The sequence below is a fragment of the Reyranella sp. genome (assembly GCF_965279625.1).
In the GTDB taxonomy this organism is placed as follows: Bacteria; Pseudomonadota; Alphaproteobacteria; order Reyranellales; family Reyranellaceae; genus Reyranella.
The window spans coordinates 1246185-1266668 of record NZ_OZ257251.1; the positions used below are offsets into that span (position 1 = coordinate 1246185).

At 65.4% G+C, this 20484-nt stretch carries 23 protein-coding genes; 11 read left to right on the plus strand and 12 right to left on the minus strand.

Features of this window, described 5'->3' with window-relative positions:
- Nucleotides 1-9 precede the first annotated feature (9 nt).
- Genes ACQY78_RS06025 through ACQY78_RS06035 form a run of 3 tightly spaced genes read right to left on the minus strand, consistent with a single transcriptional unit; the run spans nucleotide 10 to nucleotide 2904 of the window.
- The gene (locus ACQY78_RS06025; protein WP_428683683.1) at nucleotides 10-933 is read right to left on the minus strand and encodes an SDR family NAD(P)-dependent oxidoreductase; all 924 of its coding nucleotides are present in this window, start codon (nucleotides 931-933) and stop codon (nucleotides 10-12) included.
- 19 nt (nucleotides 934-952) lie between these two features.
- Nucleotides 953-2167: a multidrug effflux MFS transporter gene (locus ACQY78_RS06030; protein ID WP_428683685.1), complete on the minus strand. Its 1215-nt coding sequence runs from the start codon at nucleotides 2165-2167 to the stop codon at nucleotides 953-955.
- Nucleotides 2164-2904 carry a transglutaminase-like domain-containing protein gene (locus ACQY78_RS06035; RefSeq protein ID WP_428683687.1) on the minus strand — a complete coding sequence of 247 codons (741 nt, stop codon included), beginning with the start codon at nucleotides 2902-2904 and terminating at the stop codon, nucleotides 2164-2166. Before ACQY78_RS06035 ends, ACQY78_RS06030 begins: the two co-directional genes overlap by 4 nt.
- Before the next feature lie 38 nt (nucleotides 2905-2942).
- Between ACQY78_RS06035 and ACQY78_RS06040 the strand changes: the two genes are divergently transcribed.
- The gene (locus ACQY78_RS06040) at nucleotides 2943-3440 is read left to right on the plus strand and encodes an SRPBCC domain-containing protein (protein ID WP_428683689.1); all 498 of its coding nucleotides are present in this window, start codon (nucleotides 2943-2945) and stop codon (nucleotides 3438-3440) included.
- A gap of 4 nt (nucleotides 3441-3444) precedes the next feature.
- On the opposite strand, the gene ACQY78_RS06045 is transcribed toward ACQY78_RS06040, so the two are convergent.
- Genes ACQY78_RS06045 through ACQY78_RS06055 form a run of 3 tightly spaced genes read right to left on the minus strand, consistent with a single transcriptional unit; the run spans nucleotide 3445 to nucleotide 5540 of the window.
- Complete coding sequence (locus ACQY78_RS06045) at nucleotides 3445-3906, minus strand: PaaI family thioesterase (protein WP_428683691.1); 462 nt, start codon at nucleotides 3904-3906, stop codon at nucleotides 3445-3447.
- Nucleotides 3903-4367 carry a PaaI family thioesterase gene (locus ACQY78_RS06050; protein WP_428683693.1) on the minus strand — a complete coding sequence of 155 codons (465 nt, stop codon included), beginning with the start codon at nucleotides 4365-4367 and terminating at the stop codon, nucleotides 3903-3905. Before ACQY78_RS06050 ends, ACQY78_RS06045 begins: the two co-directional genes overlap by 4 nt.
- Nucleotides 4368-5540: an acyl-CoA dehydrogenase family protein gene (locus ACQY78_RS06055; protein ID WP_428683695.1), complete on the minus strand. Its 1173-nt coding sequence runs from the start codon at nucleotides 5538-5540 to the stop codon at nucleotides 4368-4370.
- A gap of 142 nt (nucleotides 5541-5682) precedes the next feature.
- Here ACQY78_RS06055 and ACQY78_RS06060 point away from each other — a divergent pair, with 142 nt between their 5' ends.
- The 7 genes from ACQY78_RS06060 to ACQY78_RS06090 all read left to right on the plus strand — a co-directional run bounded on the left by ACQY78_RS06060 (nucleotide 5683) and on the right by ACQY78_RS06090 (nucleotide 13777).
- Nucleotides 5683-6558, plus strand: coding sequence for a branched-chain amino acid ABC transporter permease (locus ACQY78_RS06060; RefSeq protein WP_428683697.1), 876 nt, complete (start codon nucleotides 5683-5685; stop codon nucleotides 6556-6558).
- 4 nt (nucleotides 6559-6562) lie between these two features.
- The gene (locus ACQY78_RS06065) at nucleotides 6563-7714 is read left to right on the plus strand and encodes a branched-chain amino acid ABC transporter permease (RefSeq protein WP_428683699.1); all 1152 of its coding nucleotides are present in this window, start codon (nucleotides 6563-6565) and stop codon (nucleotides 7712-7714) included.
- Entirely contained in the window at nucleotides 7711-8469 is a 759-nt protein-coding gene (locus tag ACQY78_RS06070) for an ABC transporter ATP-binding protein (RefSeq protein WP_425064980.1), read from the plus strand. The genes ACQY78_RS06065 and ACQY78_RS06070 overlap by 4 nt, the downstream gene beginning before the upstream one ends.
- 11 nt (nucleotides 8470-8480) lie before the next feature.
- Nucleotides 8481-9257, plus strand: a complete 777-nt coding sequence (locus ACQY78_RS06075; protein ID WP_298308277.1) for an ABC transporter ATP-binding protein — start codon at nucleotides 8481-8483, stop codon at nucleotides 9255-9257.
- A 16-nt stretch (nucleotides 9258-9273) separates the two neighbouring features.
- Nucleotides 9274-11118: an AMP-dependent synthetase/ligase gene (locus ACQY78_RS06080; protein ID WP_428683702.1), complete on the plus strand. Its 1845-nt coding sequence runs from the start codon at nucleotides 9274-9276 to the stop codon at nucleotides 11116-11118.
- A gap of 62 nt (nucleotides 11119-11180) precedes the next feature.
- Nucleotides 11181-12383, plus strand: coding sequence for an ABC transporter substrate-binding protein (locus ACQY78_RS06085; RefSeq protein WP_428686327.1), 1203 nt, complete (start codon nucleotides 11181-11183; stop codon nucleotides 12381-12383).
- 197 nt (nucleotides 12384-12580) lie between these two features.
- Nucleotides 12581-13777, plus strand: a complete 1197-nt coding sequence (locus ACQY78_RS06090) for an ABC transporter substrate-binding protein (protein WP_428683704.1) — start codon at nucleotides 12581-12583, stop codon at nucleotides 13775-13777.
- A gap of 135 nt (nucleotides 13778-13912) precedes the next feature.
- Here ACQY78_RS06090 and ACQY78_RS06095 read toward each other — a convergent pair whose 3' ends face one another.
- Together ACQY78_RS06095 and ACQY78_RS06100 are read right to left on the minus strand one after the other, a co-directional pair.
- A complete protein-coding gene (locus ACQY78_RS06095; RefSeq protein WP_428683706.1) occupies nucleotides 13913-14236 on the minus strand; it encodes a hypothetical protein in 324 nt (107 codons plus the stop codon).
- On the minus strand, nucleotides 14233-14550 hold the full coding sequence (locus tag ACQY78_RS06100) for a hypothetical protein (RefSeq protein ID WP_428683708.1): 318 nt from the start codon (nucleotides 14548-14550) through the stop codon (nucleotides 14233-14235). The genes ACQY78_RS06095 and ACQY78_RS06100 overlap by 4 nt, the downstream gene beginning before the upstream one ends.
- A gap of 60 nt (nucleotides 14551-14610) precedes the next feature.
- Between ACQY78_RS06100 and ACQY78_RS06105 the strand changes: the two genes are divergently transcribed.
- Nucleotides 14611-15405 carry an SDR family oxidoreductase gene (locus ACQY78_RS06105; protein WP_428683710.1) on the plus strand — a complete coding sequence of 265 codons (795 nt, stop codon included), beginning with the start codon at nucleotides 14611-14613 and terminating at the stop codon, nucleotides 15403-15405.
- Nucleotides 15392-16150, plus strand: a complete 759-nt coding sequence (locus tag ACQY78_RS06110) for a glucose 1-dehydrogenase (protein WP_428683712.1) — start codon at nucleotides 15392-15394, stop codon at nucleotides 16148-16150. Before ACQY78_RS06105 ends, ACQY78_RS06110 begins: the two co-directional genes overlap by 14 nt.
- 121 nt (nucleotides 16151-16271) lie before the next feature.
- Here ACQY78_RS06110 and ACQY78_RS06115 read toward each other — a convergent pair whose 3' ends face one another.
- Genes ACQY78_RS06115 through ACQY78_RS06130 form a run of 4 tightly spaced genes read right to left on the minus strand, consistent with a single transcriptional unit; the run spans nucleotide 16272 to nucleotide 19604 of the window.
- Complete coding sequence (locus tag ACQY78_RS06115) at nucleotides 16272-17156, minus strand: alpha/beta fold hydrolase (RefSeq protein ID WP_428683714.1); 885 nt, start codon at nucleotides 17154-17156, stop codon at nucleotides 16272-16274.
- Nucleotides 17156-17917, minus strand: coding sequence for an ABC transporter ATP-binding protein (locus tag ACQY78_RS06120; protein ID WP_428683716.1), 762 nt, complete (start codon nucleotides 17915-17917; stop codon nucleotides 17156-17158). The genes ACQY78_RS06115 and ACQY78_RS06120 overlap by 1 nt, the downstream gene beginning before the upstream one ends.
- Complete coding sequence (locus ACQY78_RS06125) at nucleotides 17914-18675, minus strand: ABC transporter permease (protein WP_428683718.1); 762 nt, start codon at nucleotides 18673-18675, stop codon at nucleotides 17914-17916. Before ACQY78_RS06125 ends, ACQY78_RS06120 begins: the two co-directional genes overlap by 4 nt.
- The gene (locus tag ACQY78_RS06130) at nucleotides 18675-19604 is read right to left on the minus strand and encodes an ABC transporter substrate-binding protein (protein ID WP_428683720.1); all 930 of its coding nucleotides are present in this window, start codon (nucleotides 19602-19604) and stop codon (nucleotides 18675-18677) included. Before ACQY78_RS06130 ends, ACQY78_RS06125 begins: the two co-directional genes overlap by 1 nt.
- A 136-nt stretch (nucleotides 19605-19740) precedes the next feature.
- Between ACQY78_RS06130 and ACQY78_RS06135 the strand changes: the two genes are divergently transcribed.
- On the plus strand, nucleotides 19741-20481 hold the full coding sequence (locus tag ACQY78_RS06135) for a 2OG-Fe dioxygenase family protein (protein ID WP_428683722.1): 741 nt from the start codon (nucleotides 19741-19743) through the stop codon (nucleotides 20479-20481).
- Nucleotides 20482-20484 lie beyond the last annotated feature (3 nt).

A 20484-nucleotide genomic window follows, 5' to 3' on the forward strand; every position in this document is an offset into this window, starting at 1 on the left:
TCTTGGGACTTAGATCGGATCCCAGGTGAAGTACTCGGGCGAGCGCTTCAGGTCGGTGAAATAGGGCTTCATCGACGGCACCGCGTGCTCGGCGATGTCCTCCAGGGTCCAGCCTTCGGAGTTATGCACGGACCGTACCGGACGGTTGGCGTTGAACAGCATGATCTCGTTCATGCGCACGCCGAAGATCTGCGAGCTGATGCCCTGCTCCTGCGCCGAGTCCGACAGCAGATATACCGCCATCGGTGCGATCTTGGCCGGGGTCATCTTCTTCGAACGCTCCAGGCGCGCCTTCTGGGCCTCGGTGTCGGCGGGGATGGTGCCGATCATGCGCGTCCAGGCGAACGGCGAGATGCAGTTCGAGCGGACGTTGAACGCCGCCATGTCGAGGGCGATCGAGCGCGACAGGCCGATGATGCCCATCTTGGCCGCCGAGTAATTGGCCTGGCCGAAGTTGCCGACGAGGCCTGAGGTCGAGGTGAAGTGCACGAAGGCGCCGGACTTCTGCTCCTTGAAGTAGTTGGCGGCCGCGCGGCTGGTGTTGAACGAGCCGTTGAGATGGACGTCGATGACCATCTTCCAGTCCATGTGGCTCATGCGATGGAAGATGCGGTCGCGCAGGATGCCGGCATTGTTGATGACGCCGTCGATGCGGCCGAAATTCTCCACGGCCGCCTTGACCATGCGCTCTGCGCCGGCAGGATCGGACACGCTGTCGCCGTTGGGGACGGCGTGGCCGCCGGCCGCCTTGATTTCTTCGCAGACCTTCTCGGCCGCCGTCGCGCTGCCGCTGCCCTCGCCGTCGACCGCGCCGCCGAGATCGTTGACCACGACCTTGGCGCCTTCCTTGGCCGCCAGCAGCGCCATCTCGCGGCCGATGCCGCCGCCCGCGCCGGTCACCAGCACGACCTTGTCCTTCAACATGTTCGCCATAGTCTTTTCTCTCCCTCTTCTAACGATCCAGTTTCGGGGCCCGCGGCTCACCGCGCAACAGTCGGGCGCTCAGCACCGTCGCGATTGCAAACGGCGTGAGCCCGATCACCATGGGCATCGCGATGTAGCGACTGCCGACCACGGTCAGGGCCGCGACCGCGACCGTACCCATGGCGCCCATGCCCATCTGCGCAAGGCCGGCGAGCGACGAAGCCGTGCCGGCGAGACGCGGATAGAGACCCACGGCACCGGCATTGGCATTGGCCACGATCATGCCGGTGCCGAAGCTCAGCAACATGTGCGGGCCGACGATGGCCCACCAGGTGACGATGCCGGACAGCGAAAGCGCCGCCATGCCGACCAGTGCCGCCACGTGAAACCAGCCCGAGAACATGATGATGTCGACGGGCGCGACGCGTCCGACCAGACGGTTGTTCACGAAAGTGCCCAGCGTGAATCCGCCGACCGACAGAAGAACGATCAGGCCGAACTCGCGCGGGCTGAAGCCCATGCTCTCCTGCAGGATGAACGGGACGCCCGCCAGCATCCCGAAGTTCAGCGCGAAGGCGAAACCCAGCGGCAGGATGTGGCCGAGGAAGCGGCGGTCGCGGAGCATTTCGCCCGAGCCGCGCAACAGGCTCGAAATGTCGATGCGCTCGCTGCGGAACTTGTTGGTCTCGCGCAAGCCCGCCAAGGTCACCAGGAAAAGGATCGCGCCGAAGCCGCCCACGAACCAGAACGTCGCCCGCCAGCTCGCCCATTCGCCGAGGAAGCCGCCGATCGTCGGCGCCAGCGACGGCGCGATGTTCTGTCCGAGCGATATCCAGCTCATGACCAGAGGCATCTCCTTGAACGTGTAGGCGTCGCGCGTCAGCGCCCGGCCGAGCACCGAGCCGGATGCCGCGCCAAGCCCCTGCAGGATGCGCAACCCGATCAGCCCGCCGATCGACGGCGCGAAGGCGCAGGCGAAGCTGGTGATCGTAAAGAACAGAAGGCCGCCCAGCAGGATCGGTCGCCGCCCATAGCGGTCGCTGAGCGGGCCGTAGAAGAGCTGCCCCACCGCAAAGCCCAGCATGTAGGTGGTGAGCGTCAGCTTCACGTTGTCCGGCGTCGCCAGCAGCTCGTGGCCGACCGACGGCATCACCGGCGTGTAGATGCTCATGGTGAGGGGGCCGAAACTGCCCAGCGCCACCAGCAGCGCGATGTAAGCGGGCGACCGCGGTGTCAGGTTCACTTGCTCTTCGCCCCGCCCGTTGCCTCTGCTGCACCCTCCGCGCCGAAATCCCCGCCCAGCGCCATCTCTTCCTGGGCCTTCGTCATCCTCGGGTAGTAATGGCGGAAGGCGCCGCGGATCTCGTCGAACGGGATGTCGGCGAAGACACCGCGGTAGGCGAGATATTCCATGTGTCGGCGGCCGCTGAGATCGAACGGATGATAGATCGAATCGCCCACCGCATCCCAATCCAGCGGCTTCAGGCCGAATTTGTCGGTGAGTTCCCGGTTGAAGGCCGGCGTCGCTTTGACCCAGCGACCCTCCAACCAGACGTCGGTGTAGCCGTGATAGTAGAAGACGTCGCTGCCCATCAGCTCGGACAGTCGCTGTGTCGTCATGTGATTGCGCACGTCGGCATAGCCCAGCCGGGCGGGAATCCCGACGGCGCGGCAGACCGCGGCCATGACGCCCGCCTTGTTGACGCAGTAGCCGTGCCCCGCCGCCACGGTGGTGCTGGCGCGATAGGCCTCGCGCTTCATTGGCGTGTTGTAGGGATCGTAGCGCAGCTCGTCGCGCACGGCGTAGTACAGGCGCAGTGCCTTGTCCCGGTCACTGCCGTCCCCGGCCACGCGCCTTGCGTAGGCCACGATTATCGGGTGTTGTGAATCGATCAAGTCGCCTGGAAGCCGGTAGGCCTCGAAGCTGGCGTCGTCACGAACGACGTCGTCGGCCGGGGTTTTGAGCGATTCGTAATCCATGTGCGGCGTTTTCTTTAAGGCAAGAGGCAGGAAAGTCCATGAGCGACGGCGCGCAATTCACCCATGCGCATATGGTGCGCTTCGAGCGGCATCTTCCCGGCCCGCCACCGCAGGCTTGGAGTTTCCTGGCCGACCCCGGCCGCCTGCCCGGCTGGTACGGCGAGGGCAGCATCGAGCCGAGGGTGGGGGGCGCCGTCTCGCTGATGGGCGGCCATATCCGCGGGGTGGTCACGCAATGGCAACCGCCGGGTCGGCTTGCCTACACATGGAATGTGTACAATCCGGGTGACGCGACCTCGCCCTACCCCGAATCCTACGTCATCCTGACGTTGGCAGCCACCATCGAGGGCACCCTACTGACGCTGGAGCACCTCCCGGTGCTGGAATCGTTCGTCAAGCTGAACGCGATGGGCTGGCATAGCTTCGTCGACATGGTCGACGCCGCCGTTCGCGGCGAGCCCGTCCACGGCCGGGATCACTACATGGCGCGCAACGCCAAGCAGTACGGCGTCGACCTGAGCCATCCGCTGGGGTGACCTACTAAAGCGACGGCGGGGCGTCGGCGTCGGACGTGACCAGGAAGTGGGCATTGGCGGTGGCGACGGGTCTCGACCGGTCTTCCTGCCAGGCCTCGGCGAAGACGTTGACCATGCGCCGGCCCTGCTTCGTCACCTTGGCGCAGGCGATCACGTCGACCGGGCGGGCCGAGCGCAGGTAGTCGACGGTGATGTTCACGATCTTTGGCACCGTCTCGGTCTCCGTCTCCCACAGGAGATGGAAGATCGCCGCCATCTCGAGCATCGCACCCAGCGTGCCGCCATGGATCGCCGGCAGGAAGGTGTTACCGATCAGCTCCGGGTGATAACGCATGCGGGTCAGCAGCTCGCCCGTGCCGTTCTCGGGGGCGATCTGCATCCACCGCGCATAGGGGATGGCCTCGGCCAGGCGGGCGACATTGCCTTCCTTGCGCGCTTCGGCGAGGCGGCTGAGCAGCGCGCTCATGGCTTGTCTCCCAGCGGCGGCCGGGTCGCCTTGCCCTTGGTGCCCAGCATGAAGGTGCCGGCGGCGGCCGCGATCGGGTCCTTGGCATCGCCGTGATGGGCGAAGGCGCGGGTGAAGGCGACCGACCGCGTGATGCGATAGCACTCGGCCTCGGCGATCACCGGCTTGCCGGGCTCGGCCGGCCGCACATAGTCGATGCGCAGGTCGAGTGTCGCGAAGGGCTCCGGTGCCTTCAGCATGGTCGCCACCGACATGCCGCAGCAGCCATCGAGCATGGCGGTGAGCGGACCGCCCGCCAGCACGCCGGTCTCGGGATTGCCGACCAGCTCCTCACGCCAATCGAGCTGCATCGAGGCGAACCCGCGCGAGGCGCCGATCACCTTCAGGCCCAAGGCCTTGTTGTGCGGGATGTTGTCTGAGAACCATTGCTGGAAGAGCGCGATGCGCGCGTCCTTTTCCATCTAAAACCCCATCTGGCGGGCGGCGAGATCCTTCATGATCTCGGTCGAGCCGCCACCGATCGACATGACCTTGGTCTCGCGATAGATGCGCTCGACCTTGGCGCCGCGCAGGTAGCCGGCGCCGCCGAATATCTGCATCGCCTCGTTGGCGCAATACTCCATCGTGGACGTCGCGAGGTTCTTCAGCATGCAGATCTCGGCCACCGGCTTCTCGCCCTGTCCGACCCGCCAGGCCAGCAGTTCGAGCGTCGACTTCACGGCGTTGATGCGCATCGCCATGTCGACCAGCCGGTGACGCACGACCTGGTTTGCGATCAGCGGCTTGCCGAAGGTGTGGCGCTCTCGGGCATAGGCGATGGCCTCGTCGAGGCAGACCCTGGCGTAGCCGCAGGCGCCGGCCGCCATGCCCAGCCTCTCGGAGTTGAAGTTCAGCATGATGCCGATGAAACCGCGATTCTCCTCGCCGATCAGGTTCTCCACCGGGACCTTCACATTCTCGAAGAAGAGCTGGGCCGTGTCGGACGCCCACCAGCCCATCTTCTTCAGCTTGGTGCGCGCGAAGCCGTCCCGGTCACGCTCGATCAGCAGCAGGGAGACGCCCCCCGCCCCCGGCCCGCCGGTGCGGACCGCGACGGTGTAGTAGTCGGCGCGCATGCCCGAGGTGATGAACATCTTGGAGCCGTTGACGACATAGTGGTCGCCCTCGCGCCGCGCGGTGGTCCTGAGGTTGGCGACGTCGGAGCCACCGCTGGGTTCGGTGATGGCCAGAGCGCTGATCTTCTCGCCGGCCAGGACCTCGGGCAGCACCTTGCGCTTCATCCACTTCGGACCGAGCGCGGCGATCGGCGGGGCGCCGATCGTGTGGCTGTTGAGGCTGGCGTTGAGACCGCCGCTGCCGTGGCGCGCCATCTCCTCGGCCTTGACGATGCCGAAGAAGGGGTCCGTGGGGACGCCGCCATACTCTTCGGGGAAGCCGAGCTGCAGCAGGCCCGCGGCCGACGCCTTGCGATACAGCTCGCGCGGGAATTCTTCGGCCTCGTCCCACTGGTCGACATGAGGCATGAGCTCGCGATCGACGAAGCGCCGGACGGTGTTCCGGAACGCCTCATGCTCCTCGGTGTAGAAGGGCGACGGCGGCCGGCTCGACAGGATGGCCTGCTCGGCGAGCGACATGGAATTCTCCGGTAACGAGCGTTCGATCGGCCAACAGTACAGCGCGCCCGTTGAAAATCCATTGACTCTCCGCAGGGCCGCCATGTCTTATGATTCACGTTAAACGCGAAGCCACCAAACGGCCGGTTTACAGGGTTAGGGAATGCTCGACTTCATCCAGCAGCTGGTGAGCGGTATCGCGCTCGGCTGTGTTTACGGCCTCATCGCACTGGGCTTCGTCCTCATCTACAAGGCGACGGAAGTCGTGAACTTCGCCCAGGGCGACCTGATGATGCTGGGCGGCTTCTTCGTCTTCACCTTCATCGGCCTGATCGGCCTCGACTACTGGCTGGGCTTCCTGTTCGCCGTCTGCGGCATGGCGGTGTTCGGCATGGCGACCGAACGCATCCTGATCCGGCCGATCCTGGGCTATCCGCAATTCTCCATCGTCATGGCCACGATCGGGCTCGGATACTTCCTGCGCTCGGTCGCCGGCATGATCTGGGGCACGGACGACCTCAAGATCGAGACCCCCTTCTCGACCGGCGTTTTCAAGCTGGGCGACCTGGTGATCGCCCACGACAAGCTGTCGGTGATCGTGGCCACCGTCATCCTGTGCGCGGTGCTCTACGCCTTCTTCAACTACACGCGGATGGGCACCGCCATGCGCGCCACGTCCGAGAACATGCTGGCCGCCTATTACATGGGCATCCCGGTCAAGCGGGTGGTCTCACTGATCTGGGCGATCAGCGCCGCGGTGGCGGCGACCGCCGGCGTGCTGCTGGCGCCGATCACCTTCATCCATTCCAATGTCGGCCTTGCACTGGGCCTGAAGGCCTTCCCGGCGGCAGTGCTGGGCGGCTTCGGCTCGATCCCCGGTGCGGTCATCGGTGGCCTGATCATTGGCGTCATCGAGACGCTGGCCGGCTTCTACCTGCCGCAGGGCTGGAAGGACGTCGCCCCCTACGTCGTGCTGCTGATCGTCCTGCTGGTCCGGCCGCATGGGCTGTTCGGCCCCAGCATGCGCAAGAAGGTCTGAGCCCATGCGTTTCGTCTTCAAGACAGACTACAACCAGGACATCCGCCTGCTGAAGCACAGCGGCTACTGGTGGTCCTACGGCGTGCTGCTGGCGGCCCTGATCGCCTTCCCCTACCTCGTCGGCAGCTACCTGCAGAGCCAGATCGTCTTCGTCTTCATCTACGCTATCGTCGGCGTGGCGCTGATCATCCTCACCGGCTTCACCGGCCAGGCCTCGCTGGGCCACGCCGCCTTCCTGGCGATCGGTGCCTATACCGCCGGCTTCCTGCAGAGCCAGGGCCTATCCTTCATCGTCTATTTCCCGGCGGCGGCCATCATCACCGGCGCGGTGGGTGCCATGGTCGGCTTCCCCGCCCTGCGCCTCAGCGGCATCTACCTGGTGATCGCCACCATCGCCTTCGCCTTCATCGTCGAGGAGATCCTGGCGCGCTGGGAATCGGTGACCCACGGCAACGAGGGCATGCGGGTCCGCACGCTCGACTTCCTCGGCCAGCCGGTGCCGCGCGACGGCGACGCCTTCTACTTCCTCTGCCTGCTGGTGCTGGTGGGATCGATCCTGCTGGCGCTGAACCTGCTGCGCTCGCCCACCGGCCGCGCCTTCATCGCCATCCGCGATTCCGAGACGGCGGCCAAGAGCATGGGCATCGACCTCGCCGGCTACAAGGTGAAGTCCTTCGCCATCAGCGCCGCCCTCACCGGCATGGCGGGCGTGCTGTTCGCCCACAAGATGTCCTTCATCTCGCCCGAGATGTTCACCCTCCTGCTCTCGATCGAGTTCATCATGGTGATCATCATCGGCGGCGCCTTCGGGGTGCATGGCGCGGTGCTGGGCGCGATCTTCATCGTCATGGTCGATCCCTTCCTGACGGCCCTGAAGGACGACGTGCCGGTGCTGGGTGCCAGCCTCGCCACGACGCTCGGCATGGCGCCCGACGCCGCGGGCAAGCTGCGCGACACCATGTCGGCGATCGGCTCGGCGGCGGGCCTCAAGGGCGCGATCTACGGGCTGATCATCATGATGTTCATCCTGTTCGAGCCCTACGGCCTCTACGGGCGCTGGCTCAAGGTGAAGCTCTTCTTCCAGCTGTTCCCGCTCTACAAGAAGGCCACCTTCAAGCGCCAGAAGACCTACGTGAAGTCGGAGCGCAACCGATGAGCTTCTTCACGGTCGACGGCATCTCGCTGCAGTTCGGCGGCCTCAAGGCGGTCGACAGCGTGAGCTTCAGCGTCGAGAAGGGCGAGATCTTCACCATCATCGGCCCCAACGGTGCCGGCAAGACCTCGATCTTCAACCTGATCTCGCGGCTCTACGATCCGACTTCGGGAAAGCTGTTCTTCGAGGGCCGCGACATCACCGAGGTGCCGGCGCACCAGATCGCCAAGCTCGGCATCGCCCGCACCTTCCAGAACATCGAACTGTTCGAGAATGCCTCGATGCTGGCCAATCTGCTGGTCGGCCGGCATTGCCACGCCACCACGCAGCTCTGGCAGGAAATCCTGTTCCTGCCGTCGGTCCGCCGGGCCGAGAAGGAGCACCGCCGCAAGGTCGAGGAGGTGATCGAGTTCCTCGACCTCCAGGCCTATCGCGACAAGCTGATCGCCGGCCTGCCCTACGGGGTGCGCAAGGTGGTCGAGGTTGCCCGCGCCCTCTGTTCGGAGCCGAAGCTGATCCTGCTGGACGAGCCCTCCTCCGGCCTCAACGTCGAGGAGACCGACGACATGTCGTTCTGGATCCGCGACATCCGCACCGAGCTCGGCGTCACGGTGCTGATGGTCGAGCACGACATGACCCTGGTGAACCGCGTGTCGGACCGCGTGCTGGCGCTGAACTACGGCAAGGTGCTGGCCTCCGGTACGCCCGCCGAGGTGCAGGCGCATCCCGACGTCATCGCCGCCTATCTCGGCGCCTGAGAGGAGCGGACATGAGCGACGACCCGATCCTCAAGGTCTCCAACATCGAGAGCTACTACGGCCCGATCATGGCGATCCGCGGCGTCAGCCTCGCCGTGCCGCGCGGCAAGATCATCACCGTGCTGGGCGCCAACGGCGCCGGCAAAACGACCATCCTCAAGACCATTTCCGGCGTGCTCGACCCGCTCAAGGGCACGATCGAGTTCGAGGGCAAGGCGATCCAGCGCATGGATGCCGACAAGATCGTGCGGTTGGGCCTCAGCCACGTGCCGGAAGGCCGCGAGGTCTTCCCGTTCCTGTCGGTGCGCGAGAACCTCGCGATGGGCGCCTTCCTGCGCAAGGACCGCGACGGCGTCGCCCGCGACCTGGAAAAGGTCTTCGTCTACTTCCCGCGCCTCAAGGAGCGCATCGACCAGCCGGCCGGCTCGCTGTCCGGCGGCGAGCAGCAGATGCTGGCGATCAGCCGCGCGCTGATGAATCGGCCGAAGCTGCTGCTGCTCGACGAGCCCTCGCTCGGCCTCTCGCCGCTGCTGGTGAAGGAGATCTTCAGCATCATCCGCCGGGTCAATGCCGAGGAAGGCACGTCGATCCTGCTGGTCGAGCAGAACGCCAAGATGGCGCTCGAGACGGCCCACTATGGCTACGTGCTCGAAGTCGGCCGCGTCGTGATGGACGACACCTGCGAGCGGCTGATGGGCAGCAAGGACATCCAGGAATTCTATCTCGGCGCCAAGGAAGAGAGTGCCCGCGGCGAACGCCGCTGGAAGAAAAAGAAGAACTGGCGCTGACGGGAACGAGGAAACCATGCCCACCAAAGCGACGCTGACGGTTGCCGAGACCCTGCCCAAGAGCTTCCTGCTGTCCTGCCGGACGCGCGGCGACAAGCCGGCGATGCGCGAGAAGCTCTACGGCATCTGGAACGCCATCTCGTGGACCCAGTGGCTGGAGCGGTCGAAATCCGTCACCTTCGCCCTGCACGAGATCGGCTTTCGGCCGGGCGACGTGGCCTCTGTGCTGGCCAACACCGTGCCGGAGTGGAACTACGCCGACTTCGGCATCCTGTGCGCGGGCGGCGTCTCCTCGGGCATCTACCCCACCGACTCGGCCAAGCAGGTCGAGTATCTGCTCAACGATTCGAAGACCTCGGTCCTGTTCGTCGAGGATGACGAGCAGCTCGACAAGGCGCTCGACGTGCGCGAGCGCTGCCCCAGCTTGCGCAAGATCGTGGTGTTCGACATGGAGGGCCTGCGCACCTTCGACGATCCGATGGTCGTCTCGCTGGACGAGTTCATGGCGTCGGGGCGCAACTACGGCCAGGGCAAGGAGGCGCTGTTCGAGGAGCTGGCCGCCTCGCGCACGCCGGACGATCTCGCCATCCTGGTCTACACCTCGGGCACCACGGGGCCGCCCAAGGGCGCCATGCACAGCCATCGCAACGTGGTCTACACGATGCAGAACTGCATGCATCCCGAACTGTCGCTCTCCTGGTACGAGGGCGACGAGCGACTGGCCTTCCTGCCCCTCTGCCATGTCGCCGAGCGCATTGCCGGCAGCTACTACTCGGTCGCGACCGGCGTCTGCAGCAACTTCGCCGAGAGCCCCGAGACGGTGCCCGACAATATCCGCGAGGTGCAGCCCACCCTGTTCGGCGCGGTGCCCCGCGTCTGGGAGAAGTTCTACGCCGGCATCACGATCGCGCTGAAGGACGCCACGCCGCTGCAGCAATGGGCCTACCGGCGCGCGATCTCGGCCGGCCTCGCCATCGCCGACGCGCGGCTGGCACGGCGCGAGCCCACCATTCTCGAGAAGCTGCACTTCCAGGCCGCCTACTGGCTGGTGCTGAAGAACATCCGGCGCATGATCGGCCTCGACCGCTGCCGCTGGCTGTTCACCGGTGCAGCACCGATCTCGCCCGAACTCATCCGCTGGTATCTGGCGCTCGGTCTCGACATGTACGAGGTCTACGGCCAGACGGAGAACTGCGGGCTGGCGACGGCGATGCCGGCGAACGCCATCAAGCTCGGCACCGTCGGAAAGTCCGTGCCCTACGGCCAGGTCGCGATCTCGCCGCTCGGCGAGATCCTGATCAAGGGCGACATGGTGTTCATGGGCTACCTGAACCAGCCCGAGAAGACCGCCGAGACGGTCGACAAGGATGGCTGGCTGCACACCGGCGACGTCGGCCTGATCGACGAGGAAGGCTACGTCAAGATCACCGACCGGATGAAGGACATCATCATCACGGCCGGCGGCAAGAATATCACGCCCTCGGAGATCGAGAACCTGCTCAAGGCGTCGCCCTATATCAGCGACGCCGTCGTGATCGGCGACAAGCGCGCCTACCTCACCTGCCTCGTCATGATCGAGCGCGAGACGGTCGAGAAGTTCGCCCAGGACATCGACGTGCCCTTCACGAACTACACCAGCCTGTGCCGCGCCAAGGAAGTGCAGGACCTGATCTGGTCGGAGATCGAGAGGGTCAACGCCAACTTCGCCCGGGTCGAGACGATCAAGCGCTTCTTCCTGATCGAGCAGCAGCTCACGCCCGAGGACGAGGAGCTGACGCCGACCATGAAGCTCAAGCGGTCGTTCGTGAACAGCAAGTACAAGGAACAGATCGACGCGATGTACCGGCCCCAGGCTGCCTGAGCCGGGGCGGTTCGAGGTCACGAAACGGGGAACAAGTAAACAACCTGGAGGAAATCGAAGTGATGCGTTCGTTTTGCGTAAAGGCCGCCCTGCTGGGCGGCGTGTTCGGCCTCGGCGCCCTGCCCGCGCTGGCGCAGCAGACCAAGGTTACCAATCAGGGCATCACGCCCACCGAGATCGTGCTCGGCACGCACCAGGATCTCTCGGGCCCGATCAAGTCGTGGGGCGTTCCCGTCACCAACGGCATGAAGATGGCCATCGACGAGGTCAACGCGGCGGGTGGCATCAACGGACGCAAGCTGAAGCTGATCGTCGAGGATGTGGGCTACGATCCCAAGCGCGCCGTCCTCGCGACCCAGAAGCTGGTCGAGAAGGACAAGATCTTCGCCATGCTGGCGCCGCTCGGCTCGCCGACCGTGCTCGCCGCGCAGGACATCCTGCTCGAGGCCGGCATCCCGCAGCTGTTCCCGGTCACGTCGGCCGAGTTCACCTACAAGATGGACCCGAAGAACCCGCAGGACCGGCTGAAGTTCAACAACGTGCCGCCCTACACCGAGAGCGTGCGCGCCGGCGCCCGCCACCTGATGCAGGAAAAGGGCAGCAAGAAGCCCTGCGTGATCTATCAGGACGACGAGTTCGGCAAGAACGTGCTCGACGGCTTCAATCAGGCCGTCAAGGACGCCAAGCTCACCGTCGCCTCGACGACCAGCTACAAGCGCGGCGCCTCGGACTTCTCCTCGCAGGTCGCCAAGATGAAGTCGGACGGCTGCGATCTCGTCGTGCTCGGCACCATCGTGCGCGAGACGGTCGGCGTCATGGCCGAGGGCCGCAAGATCGGCTTCTCGCCGGTCTACTTCGGCAGCACCGCGGCCAACGTCGTCGAGGTCCCGGCGCTCGGCAAGGAAGTGACGGAAGGCTTCTATGCCGTGGGCGGCATGGAAATCCCCTATCGCGACACCTCGACCGGCAAGGCCAAGGAGTGGGCCGAGGCCTATTACAAGCTCTACAACATGGAGCCGAACACCCAGTCGGCGCTGGGCTACAACGAGGTCATGACCTTCGCCCACTATGCCAAGCTGGCGGGCAAGGACCTGACCGGCGCGAAGTTCCTGGCCGCCATGGAGTCCGGCGATGTCTTCCAGGACATCTTCAACTCGCCGCCGGTGAAGTTCTCTCCAACGGAGCATCTCTCGGCCACCGTCTACCTGCTGCAGCAGGTCAAGGACGGGCGCTGGGTCGTCCTGAAGCGCGACCTCAAGAACTGACGCAACTCCTCCTCGATGGAAAAGGCCCGGGCCAGTCCCGGGCCTTTTCTTTTGCAATACGGAATCCTCCGTTTCGCCGTGCATAATCTCTGCGAAACTGGTCTAATTCCGCACAAGTCGCGCAAAGCGATGACGGAGCGGGTCGTGCGCGCCGCCCGCCTGAGAAGCAAAGAGCGCAGCAGTGGAGGAAACGAACAATGCATCTCAAGGCATTCGCGGTGACGCTTGCCTGCACGACGACGCTGGCGGCCATGCCGGCTCTCGCGCAGACCAAGGTTACCAACCAGGGCATCACGCCGACCGAAATTGTGATCGGCACGCATCAGGATCTCTCCGGCCCCATCAAGACCTGGGGCGTCCCCGTCGCCAACGGCATGAAACTCGCCGTCGAGGAAATCAACGCGGCGGGCGGGATCAACGGCCGCAAGCTGAGACTGATCATCGAGGACAGTGCCTACGACCCGAAGAAGGCCGTGCTCGCCAGCCAGAAGATGATCGAGAAGGACAAGGTGTTCGCCATGATCGGCGGCATGGGCTCCGCGCCGGTGATCGCCGCGCAGGACATCCTGTTCGACGCCGGCGTGCTCCAGCTCTTCCCGCTGACCGCCGCCGAATTCACCTACAAGTTCGACGCCGGAAAGCCGCAGGAACGGCTGAAGTTCAGCAACCTGCTGCCCTATGTCGAGAGCACCCGCGCGGCCGTGAAGTACATGGTCGAGTGGAAGAAGCCCACGAAGCCCTGCCTGATGTACCAGGATGACGAGTACGGCAAGAACGTGCTCGACGGCTTCACCCAGCAGCTTGACGTCATGAAGCTGAAGCCCGCGTCTGTCACGACCTACAAGCGCGGCGCCTCCGACTTCAGCGCCCAGATCGCCAAGATGAAGTCCGATGGCTGCGACCTGGTCGTGCTCGGCACCATCCTGCGCGAGACGATCGGCGCCATCGCCGAGGCCAAGAAGCTCGGCTGGGACGTCACCTTCCTCGGCGCGACGCCGACCAACATTCCCGACACCATCTCGCTCGGCAAGGACGTGGTCGAGGGCTTCTACGCCGCCGGCGCTTTCGAGACGCCCTATGCCGACACGGCCAAGGGCAAGGTCAAGGACTGGGTCGAGGCCTACAAGAAGATGTTCGGCACCGACGCCAACACGCAGTCCGTCATCGGCTACAACGCCGTCATGACGTTCGCGCACTATGCCAAGCTCGCGGGCAAGGACCTGACGGGCCAGAAGATGCTGGACGCCCTCGAGTCGGGCGACCCGTACCTCGACATCTTCAGCTCGCCGCCCAGCAAGTTCTCAAAGACCAACCACCTCGCGAACACCATCACCCAGGTGCAGCAGGTCAAGAACGGCCGCTGGGTGGTCATCAAGGAAGGCCTGGGCTTCTAGCCCTCGGCGCCTGCCACAGACACGAAACCCGGACGGGCGACCGTCCGGGTTTTTCTTGTCCTTGCGCAACATGAGAAGTCTTTCGTCGTCTCTCCACTTCGCGCCTTCGGCGCTGCGGTCGAGGCGACGAGCTGGCTAGACCGGCGGCACCGGCACCTTGTTGCGGCGGAGCTCCTGCTGCAGCACCGGAATGGCAGCGCCGGTCTGGCCCTCGTGGCATTGGGCGATCGCCACGCGCGCATTGATGTCTGCGTTGGTGTCGTCGTTGTCGCCCGCGCTGTCGCCCATGCCGCTCGCGACATACTCGCCGTAGGCCCAGCTGAGCTTGGTGCAGTAGGCGGCGGCCTGCGCCGCCGTCATACCCGGCGGCGGACCACCCGCTGTCTGCGTGCACGCCGCCGCGAGCAGCGGCAGAAGCATCAGTCCGGAAAGCCGGACCAAGTGACGATGGGCGCTCACGGGGGCGGAACCTCGACCTTGTTGTTGCGCAGCTCGCGCTGCAGCACCGGAATGCCCGCAGCGGTATTGCCCTCCTGGCACTGGGCGACCGCGACGCGGGCATCAATGTCGGACTGGCCGCCGCCTCTGCCGACGCCGCCCATCGATGTGCTGAGGCCGGCGACATATTCGCTGTAGACCGTCGTGAGCTTGGTGCAGTAGGCCGCGCCCTGCGCCGCCGTCATGCCCGGCGGCGGACCGCCCGCAGTCTGCGTGCATGCCGCCAGCGCGAGCGGCACTCCCATCAGTCCAAGAACCTGCGTCAACTTCACCATGCGATCCTCCTCAACGAGAGGCTAACGCACTGCGTGTCGAGCGGCTATGATCGCGTCGCAATGAGCGATGAACTTTCCGGGAGAGTGGCGGTCGTCACCGGCGGCGGTTCGGGCATCGGCGCCGCCTCGGCCGCCCTGCTCGCCGCAGCGGGTGCCGCCGTAATCGTGGCTGACGTCGCCGAGGGCTCGAAAGAGACGCAGGTCGGCCGCTTCGTGACGCATGACGTCGCATTGGAGGAGTCCTGGCAGTCCCTGCTGGCAGACATCCTCGAGCGCGAAGGGCGGCTCGACATCATGGTCAACAATGCCGGCGTCTCCGGCGGTCCCGGCAATCCGGAGACCACGACCGTCGAGAACTGGCAGCGGGTCCAGGCGATCAACTCCGAGGGCGTGTTCCTCGGCTGCAAGTATGCGATCCAGGGCATGAAGAATCTCGGCGCGGGCAAGACGGCCCCCGGGGGCTCGATCGTCAACATCTCCTCGATCGCCGGCCTGGTCGGCGGCGCCGGCCCCACGGCCTACACCGCCAGCAAGGGCGCGGTGCGGCTGCTGAGCAAGAGCGTGGCGCTCTACTGCGCCGAACAGAAATACGGCATCCGCTGCAACTCCGTGCATCCCGGCGGCGTCGACACGGCGATCTTCAACCCGTTGTGGCAGGCTGTCGGCCACGAACAGGGCAAGGCCTTCCTGGGCTCCCGCCATCCGATCGGCCGCATGGCCGAGCCCCAGGATCTCGGCGAACTCGTGCTGTGGCTGGCCTCGGACCGCTCTTCCTTCGTAACCGGCGCGGAGTTCACTTCCGACGGCGGCGTGACCGCCGGACTCATGAGGAGGTCGCTCCTTGCCCCGTCTTGAGAACAAGGTCGTCCTGCTGAGCGGCGGCGCGTCGGGCATTGGTGCGGCGACAGCGCGCATGATCGTGCGCGAGGGCGGCAAGGCCGTGCTGGCCGACCGCGACGAAGCCAAGGGCCGTGCTCTGGCGGCCGAGCTGGGCGACGCGGCGCACTTCGTGCCGCTCGACGTCGTTCAGGAAGAGAGCTGGCAGGCCGCCGTTGCGGCCTCCGTCGAGAAGTTCGGTTCGCTGCACGGACTGCTGAACGCGGCCGGCGTCGGCGTGCGCAACTCGATCGAGGACTGCACCCTGGCGGAGTACCGCCGCGTCAACGACATCAACTCGCTGGGCACGTTCCTCGGCTGCAAGCACGCCATCCCGGCGATGAAGGAGTCGGGCGGCGGCTCGATCGTCAATATCTCCTCGGTCCTGGGCCTGCGGGGCGCGTCCTACGCCATGGCCTACTGCGCCTCCAAGGGCGCGGTGCGCACGCTCACCAAGAACGTTGCGCTCCACTGTGCGCAGCAGAAGTACAACATCCGCTGCAATTCCGTGCACCCGGGCTACATCGACACGCCGATGATCGCGCCGAGGCTCGACGGCAACGTCGGCAACATGACCGGCCGACAGGCGCTGGAAGAACTCCACCCGCTCGGCCGCCTCGGCCAGGCCGACGAGGTGGCCCACATGATCCTGTTCCTGCTCTCGGACGAGTCGACCTTCTCAACGGGGTCGGAGTTTGTCTGTGACGGTGGCTTGACCGCGTAGGTCGAAACAGAAGGGTCCTTCGCTGCGCTCAGGATGACAACGGGGCTGGAAGTAGCGCAGTGCGCCAATCCCTCCAAAGCTGTCATCCTGAGCGAAGCGAAGGACCTTTCGTCTTTCCCCCTTAAGACTTCATCCCCGTGATCGATCCCGAGACGGCACGCGGGTCACGCTTGGGCCAGCGGCCGGCTTCGACCTGGGCGATGAAGTCGCCGACGATGCGGTTGAACTGGTCGGGGTCCTCGAGATTGATCGTGTGCCCGCAGTTCGGCATCACCGCCAGCGCCGCTGACGGGATCTCGCGCTTCATCAGCATCGAGGGGGCAAGGCAGGGCCAGTCCTCGTCGCCGGTCAGCACCAGGGTCGGCACCGTCATCGCGCGCATCTTGTCGACCAGGTCATAGAGCGAAGGCCGCTCGCCCTGGCAGCCGAGCTGGGTATTGGCCGAGCCCAGCGCCGAATGCTCGGCCAGCGCCTTCTTGAACTCGGCGAATCCGCGCGGGTCCTTGTTCTCGAACTGAACGCGCGTCGGGCCGTAGGCGTACTTCTCCGCGAAGGCCGCCATGCCCTCCTCGGTAAGCGACTTGGCCACGATGCCGACCTCGGCTTTGAACTTCGCCGTCTCGTGCTTCTCCGCGCCATAGCCGACGCCGGCGACGACCAGCGAGCGCGCCCGCGTCGGATGGCGGAACCCGAAATGCAGGCTGGCGAAGCCGCCCATCGAGAGGCCGACGACGTGCGCCTTCTCGATCTTCAGATGGTCCATCACCGCCGCGATGTCGTCGGTGGCGCGATTCTGGCTGTAGCTCTCGGGCTTCTCCGGCACGTCGGACGGCGGATAGCCGCGCGCACCGTAGGTGATGCAGCGATAGCGCTGGCCGAAATGGCGCATCTGCATCTCCCAGGAGCGATGGTCCGCGGCGAACTCGTGCACGAACACGATGGGCGCGCCCGCTCCCGTCTCCTCGAAGTAGAGCTTCACGCCATCATCAGTCGTCGCATAAGACATCAGTCGATCTCCCTGTCGGCGCCGACCAGCCCGCGCAGCTCGCGGGCCAGGGCAACGAATTCCGGCGATTGTGACGTACGCGGCCGTGGCAAATCCACCTTGATGTCAGCCGCTATGCGGCCCGGCCGCGGGCTGAACACGAGGATGCGATCGGCCAGCAGCAAGGCCTCGTCGATCGAGTGCGTGACGAACAGCACCGTCGTGCGCTGCTTCTCCCAGATCTGCAGCACCTCGTCCTGCAGCTTGCCGCGCGTCTGGGCATCGAGCGCACCGAACGGCTCGTCCATGAGCAGCGCCTTCGGCCGCGTCGTCAGCGCCCGCGCGATGCCGACCCTCTGGCGCATGCCGCCCGAAAGTTCATGCGGATAACGGTCGGCGAAGCCCGTGAGACTGGTCATCTCGATGAACTGCGTCGCCGTCGCGCGCCGCTCGGCGGCGGGCGTGCCGCGCGCCTTCATGTTGAACTCGACGTTCTTCTGCACCGTCATCCACGGGAAGAGGCCATGATCCTGGAAGACGATGGCGGCCTCCGGAGACGGGCCGTCGAGTTCGCGATTGGCGATCACGATCTGCCCCGCGGTCGGCTTCTCGAGCCCCGCCACCATCTGCAGCAGCGTGGACTTGCCGCAGCCCGAGCGGCCCAGCAGGCAGACGAAGTCGCCGGCATCGCAGGCGAAGTCGATGCCGCGCAGCGCCTCCACCGGCTCGGTCTTGCCGGGATAGATCTTCCCGACGCCGATGCATTCGAGGAACTTGCTCATTCGGGCGACGCCGTGAGGCCCTCCTGCCAGCGGCAGACATGGGCGCGGACCATGCGCACCGCCTGGTCGGCCAGCAGGCCGATCGCGCCGATCACGATGATGCCCGCGATGATGAGGTCGGAGCGGAAGGTGAGCTGGGCATTCAGGATCATGTAGCCCAGCCCCGACTTCACCGCGATCATCTCGGCCGTGACCACGGTCAGCCAGCCGCCGCCGACCGCCAGGCGAAGGCCGGTGAAGATCGCCGGCAGCGAAGCCGGCAGGATGATGTCCTTCATCACCAGGAACTCGCTGGCGCGCGCCGCCCGCGCCACCTTGATGAGTGTCCGCTCGATGCCGCGCACGCCGAAGATCGTGTTGATCAACAGTGGCCAGGTACCCGCCAGGAAGATCAGCGCGATGGCCGGCTTGTCGCCGATGCCGAGAAACAGCAGCGCCATCGGGATGAGCGCGATCGGCGGGATCGAGCGGAAGATCTGGATCGACCAGTCCGTCATCGTATCGAGCAGACGGTAGCGGCCGATCATCAGCCCCAGCGGCACCGCGAACAGGAAGGCGAGCGAAATGCCCACGGCCACGCGGCTGATGCTGGCCAGCGCATTGCCGAGCACCGTGTCCCAATCGTCGACGAACACCATCAGGACCTTGGCGGGCGGCGGCAACAGGACAGGCGGATAGACCTTGGCCTGCACCGCCAGTTCCCAGGCGAGCAGCAGCAGCGCCAGGGGCAGCAGCCCCAGCGCCCGTCGGAACGGCATCAGACGAAACCGAGATTCAGGAAATTATCCCAGTCGGGTTCCTTCTCCAGCATCTTGTCGTCGATCATCATCTTCGCGAGCGACTTGAGACCGCTGACGAAGGCGGGGCCGGAGTCGGCGCTGAAGAACAGGTTCTTGGTCGAGAGCTCGGCCACTTCCTTGGTCATCTTGAACTGCTTGATGGTGGTCTCGATGGCGATCGACGGATTGGCCGCCATCTCCTTGGTCGCCTTCACATGCGCCTGCACCATCTTCTTGGTCAGGTCGGGATCCTTCTTCACGAAGGCCGAGGAAGCCACGAAGCCCAGGTTGGTCTTGCCCATGGGGGAATCGTACGGCACCCACAGGCGCTTGCCCCAGCCGTTGACTTCGGCGAGCGCCGCGTAGGGTTCGAACACGCAGATGGCGGCGACGTCGCCGCGCATCAACGGGATCGGCTGGTCCTGATTGTCCATGAAGGCCATCTCGACCTTTCCGAAGACGCCTTCCTGCTTCAGCTTCCAGTTCAGCGACACCAAGCCGATCGAACCATTCTGCACGGCGATCTTCTTGCCGACGAGATCCTGGAAGCTCTTGATCGACGGCTGGGCCAGCACCATCCAGCCGCCATCGCAGCCATTGGCCAGCACCTGCATCGGGAAGCCCTTGGTCGCGACCTGCATGGTGGCCGAGAGGCCGCCATTGCCGATATCGACGTCGCCCGAGGCAACGGCCTGCATGCGCTGCACCAGCGAGGGAAACATGACCAGCTCGAGGTCGATGCCTTCGGGCTTGAGCAGCGCCGGCATCAGGAAGGCGGCGTTGGTCGTGGTGGTGAAGGCCGAGCCCATCTTCACCTTGCGGAGGTTCTGCCCAAGCGACGCGCGCGAGACGATGGCGGGGGCGGCAAAGGAAGCGGCAGCGGTAGCGAGGAGCTTGCGTCGCAACATGTATGAATCTCCATGAGCCGCGGAGGCGGCAGGGCAGCGGTGACGGAGCGCGCTCTGCAATCGCTGGGCCAATCCCTAGAAACCTTCATGCGCCTCAGATGCGGAATGATGGCGCCGTAATGCTAAGGTAACCGACATGAGTGAAATCGGTACCGGCCTGCAGAACGCATCAGGCATCCGCGCCGCCGTCGAGCGGGCGGGTTATGCCTTCGTCGAAGCCTCCGACATGCGGACGGCCCTCGCCCGGTTCGGGTCGCTTGCCGACTGGCCGGCTTTCGCCGAGAGCTGGAACGATCTCGAAGTCGACACCTACATGGGTGATGGCGGCCGCTACCGGAAGCGCCGCTTCGGCGTCTATGCGGCCGAGCGCCAGGGTGCCATCGTGCGTGGGCCCCATCAGCCGCACTATCAGGGCCTCGACTACAACAACCTGAATGGCGGCATCGAGCGCTGGTTCAAGCCGGTCAGGGACGAGATCGGCGACGGCGCATCGATGCGCACCATCCTCGAATATTGCCGCGCCCTGTTCGGCCGCCTCGCGCCCGCGGCAGCCAAGTGGCACATCGAGATCCATCAGTTCCGCATCGAGGCCAAGACCGGCGAGGCCGGCAAGCCGACCCCCGAGGGCCTGCATCGCGACGGCGTGGACTATGTGCTCGTGCTGCTGATCAATCGCCGCAATATCGCGAGCGGCACCACCACGGTGCACGATCTCGACAAGCGCGCCCTGGGCAGCTTTACCCTCACCGATCCGCTCGATGCAGCTCTGGTCGACGACTCCCGCTGCTACCACGGCGTCACGCCGGTCGAGCCGGAGAACCCCGCCGTGCCCGCCTATCGCGACGTTCTGGTCGTGACGTTCAAGAAGAAGCCGTAGCCG

Excerpts from the sequence above, each read along its gene's own strand:
- ACQY78_RS06085 (WP_428686327.1), top strand. The coding sequence starts at position 11,181 with ATGCGTTCGTTTTGCGTAAAGGCCGCCCTGCTGGGCGGCGTGTTCGGC.
- ACQY78_RS06125 (WP_428683718.1), bottom strand. The coding sequence starts at position 18,675 with ATGCCGTTCCGACGGGCGCTGGGGCTGCTGCCCCTGGCGCTGCTGCTG.
- ACQY78_RS06120 (WP_428683716.1), bottom strand. The coding sequence starts at position 17,917 with ATGAGCAAGTTCCTCGAATGCATCGGCGTCGGGAAGATCTATCCCGGC.
- ACQY78_RS06055 (WP_428683695.1), bottom strand. The coding sequence starts at position 5,540 with ATGTCGCTCGCCGAGCAGGCCATCCTGTCGAGCCGGCCGCCGTCGCCC.
- ACQY78_RS06060 (WP_428683697.1), top strand. The coding sequence starts at position 5,683 with ATGCTCGACTTCATCCAGCAGCTGGTGAGCGGTATCGCGCTCGGCTGT.
- ACQY78_RS06050 (WP_428683693.1), bottom strand. The coding sequence starts at position 4,367 with ATGGAAAAGGACGCGCGCATCGCGCTCTTCCAGCAATGGTTCTCAGAC.
- ACQY78_RS06025 (WP_428683683.1), bottom strand. The coding sequence starts at position 933 with ATGGCGAACATGTTGAAGGACAAGGTCGTGCTGGTGACCGGCGCGGGC.
- ACQY78_RS06035 (WP_428683687.1), bottom strand. The coding sequence starts at position 2,904 with ATGGATTACGAATCGCTCAAAACCCCGGCCGACGACGTCGTTCGTGAC.
- ACQY78_RS06080 (WP_428683702.1), top strand. The coding sequence starts at position 9,274 with ATGCCCACCAAAGCGACGCTGACGGTTGCCGAGACCCTGCCCAAGAGC.
- ACQY78_RS06040 (WP_428683689.1), top strand. The coding sequence starts at position 2,943 with ATGAGCGACGGCGCGCAATTCACCCATGCGCATATGGTGCGCTTCGAG.
- ACQY78_RS06135 (WP_428683722.1), top strand. The coding sequence starts at position 19,741 with ATGAGTGAAATCGGTACCGGCCTGCAGAACGCATCAGGCATCCGCGCC.
- ACQY78_RS06070 (WP_425064980.1), top strand. The coding sequence starts at position 7,711 with ATGAGCTTCTTCACGGTCGACGGCATCTCGCTGCAGTTCGGCGGCCTC.
- ACQY78_RS06090 (WP_428683704.1), top strand. The coding sequence starts at position 12,581 with ATGCATCTCAAGGCATTCGCGGTGACGCTTGCCTGCACGACGACGCTG.
- ACQY78_RS06100 (WP_428683708.1), bottom strand. The coding sequence starts at position 14,550 with ATGGTGAAGTTGACGCAGGTTCTTGGACTGATGGGAGTGCCGCTCGCG.
- ACQY78_RS06115 (WP_428683714.1), bottom strand. The coding sequence starts at position 17,156 with ATGTCTTATGCGACGACTGATGATGGCGTGAAGCTCTACTTCGAGGAG.
- ACQY78_RS06075 (WP_298308277.1), top strand. The coding sequence starts at position 8,481 with ATGAGCGACGACCCGATCCTCAAGGTCTCCAACATCGAGAGCTACTAC.
- ACQY78_RS06105 (WP_428683710.1), top strand. The coding sequence starts at position 14,611 with ATGAGCGATGAACTTTCCGGGAGAGTGGCGGTCGTCACCGGCGGCGGT.
- ACQY78_RS06130 (WP_428683720.1), bottom strand. The coding sequence starts at position 19,604 with ATGTTGCGACGCAAGCTCCTCGCTACCGCTGCCGCTTCCTTTGCCGCC.
- ACQY78_RS06045 (WP_428683691.1), bottom strand. The coding sequence starts at position 3,906 with ATGAGCGCGCTGCTCAGCCGCCTCGCCGAAGCGCGCAAGGAAGGCAAT.
- ACQY78_RS06065 (WP_428683699.1), top strand. The coding sequence starts at position 6,563 with ATGCGTTTCGTCTTCAAGACAGACTACAACCAGGACATCCGCCTGCTG.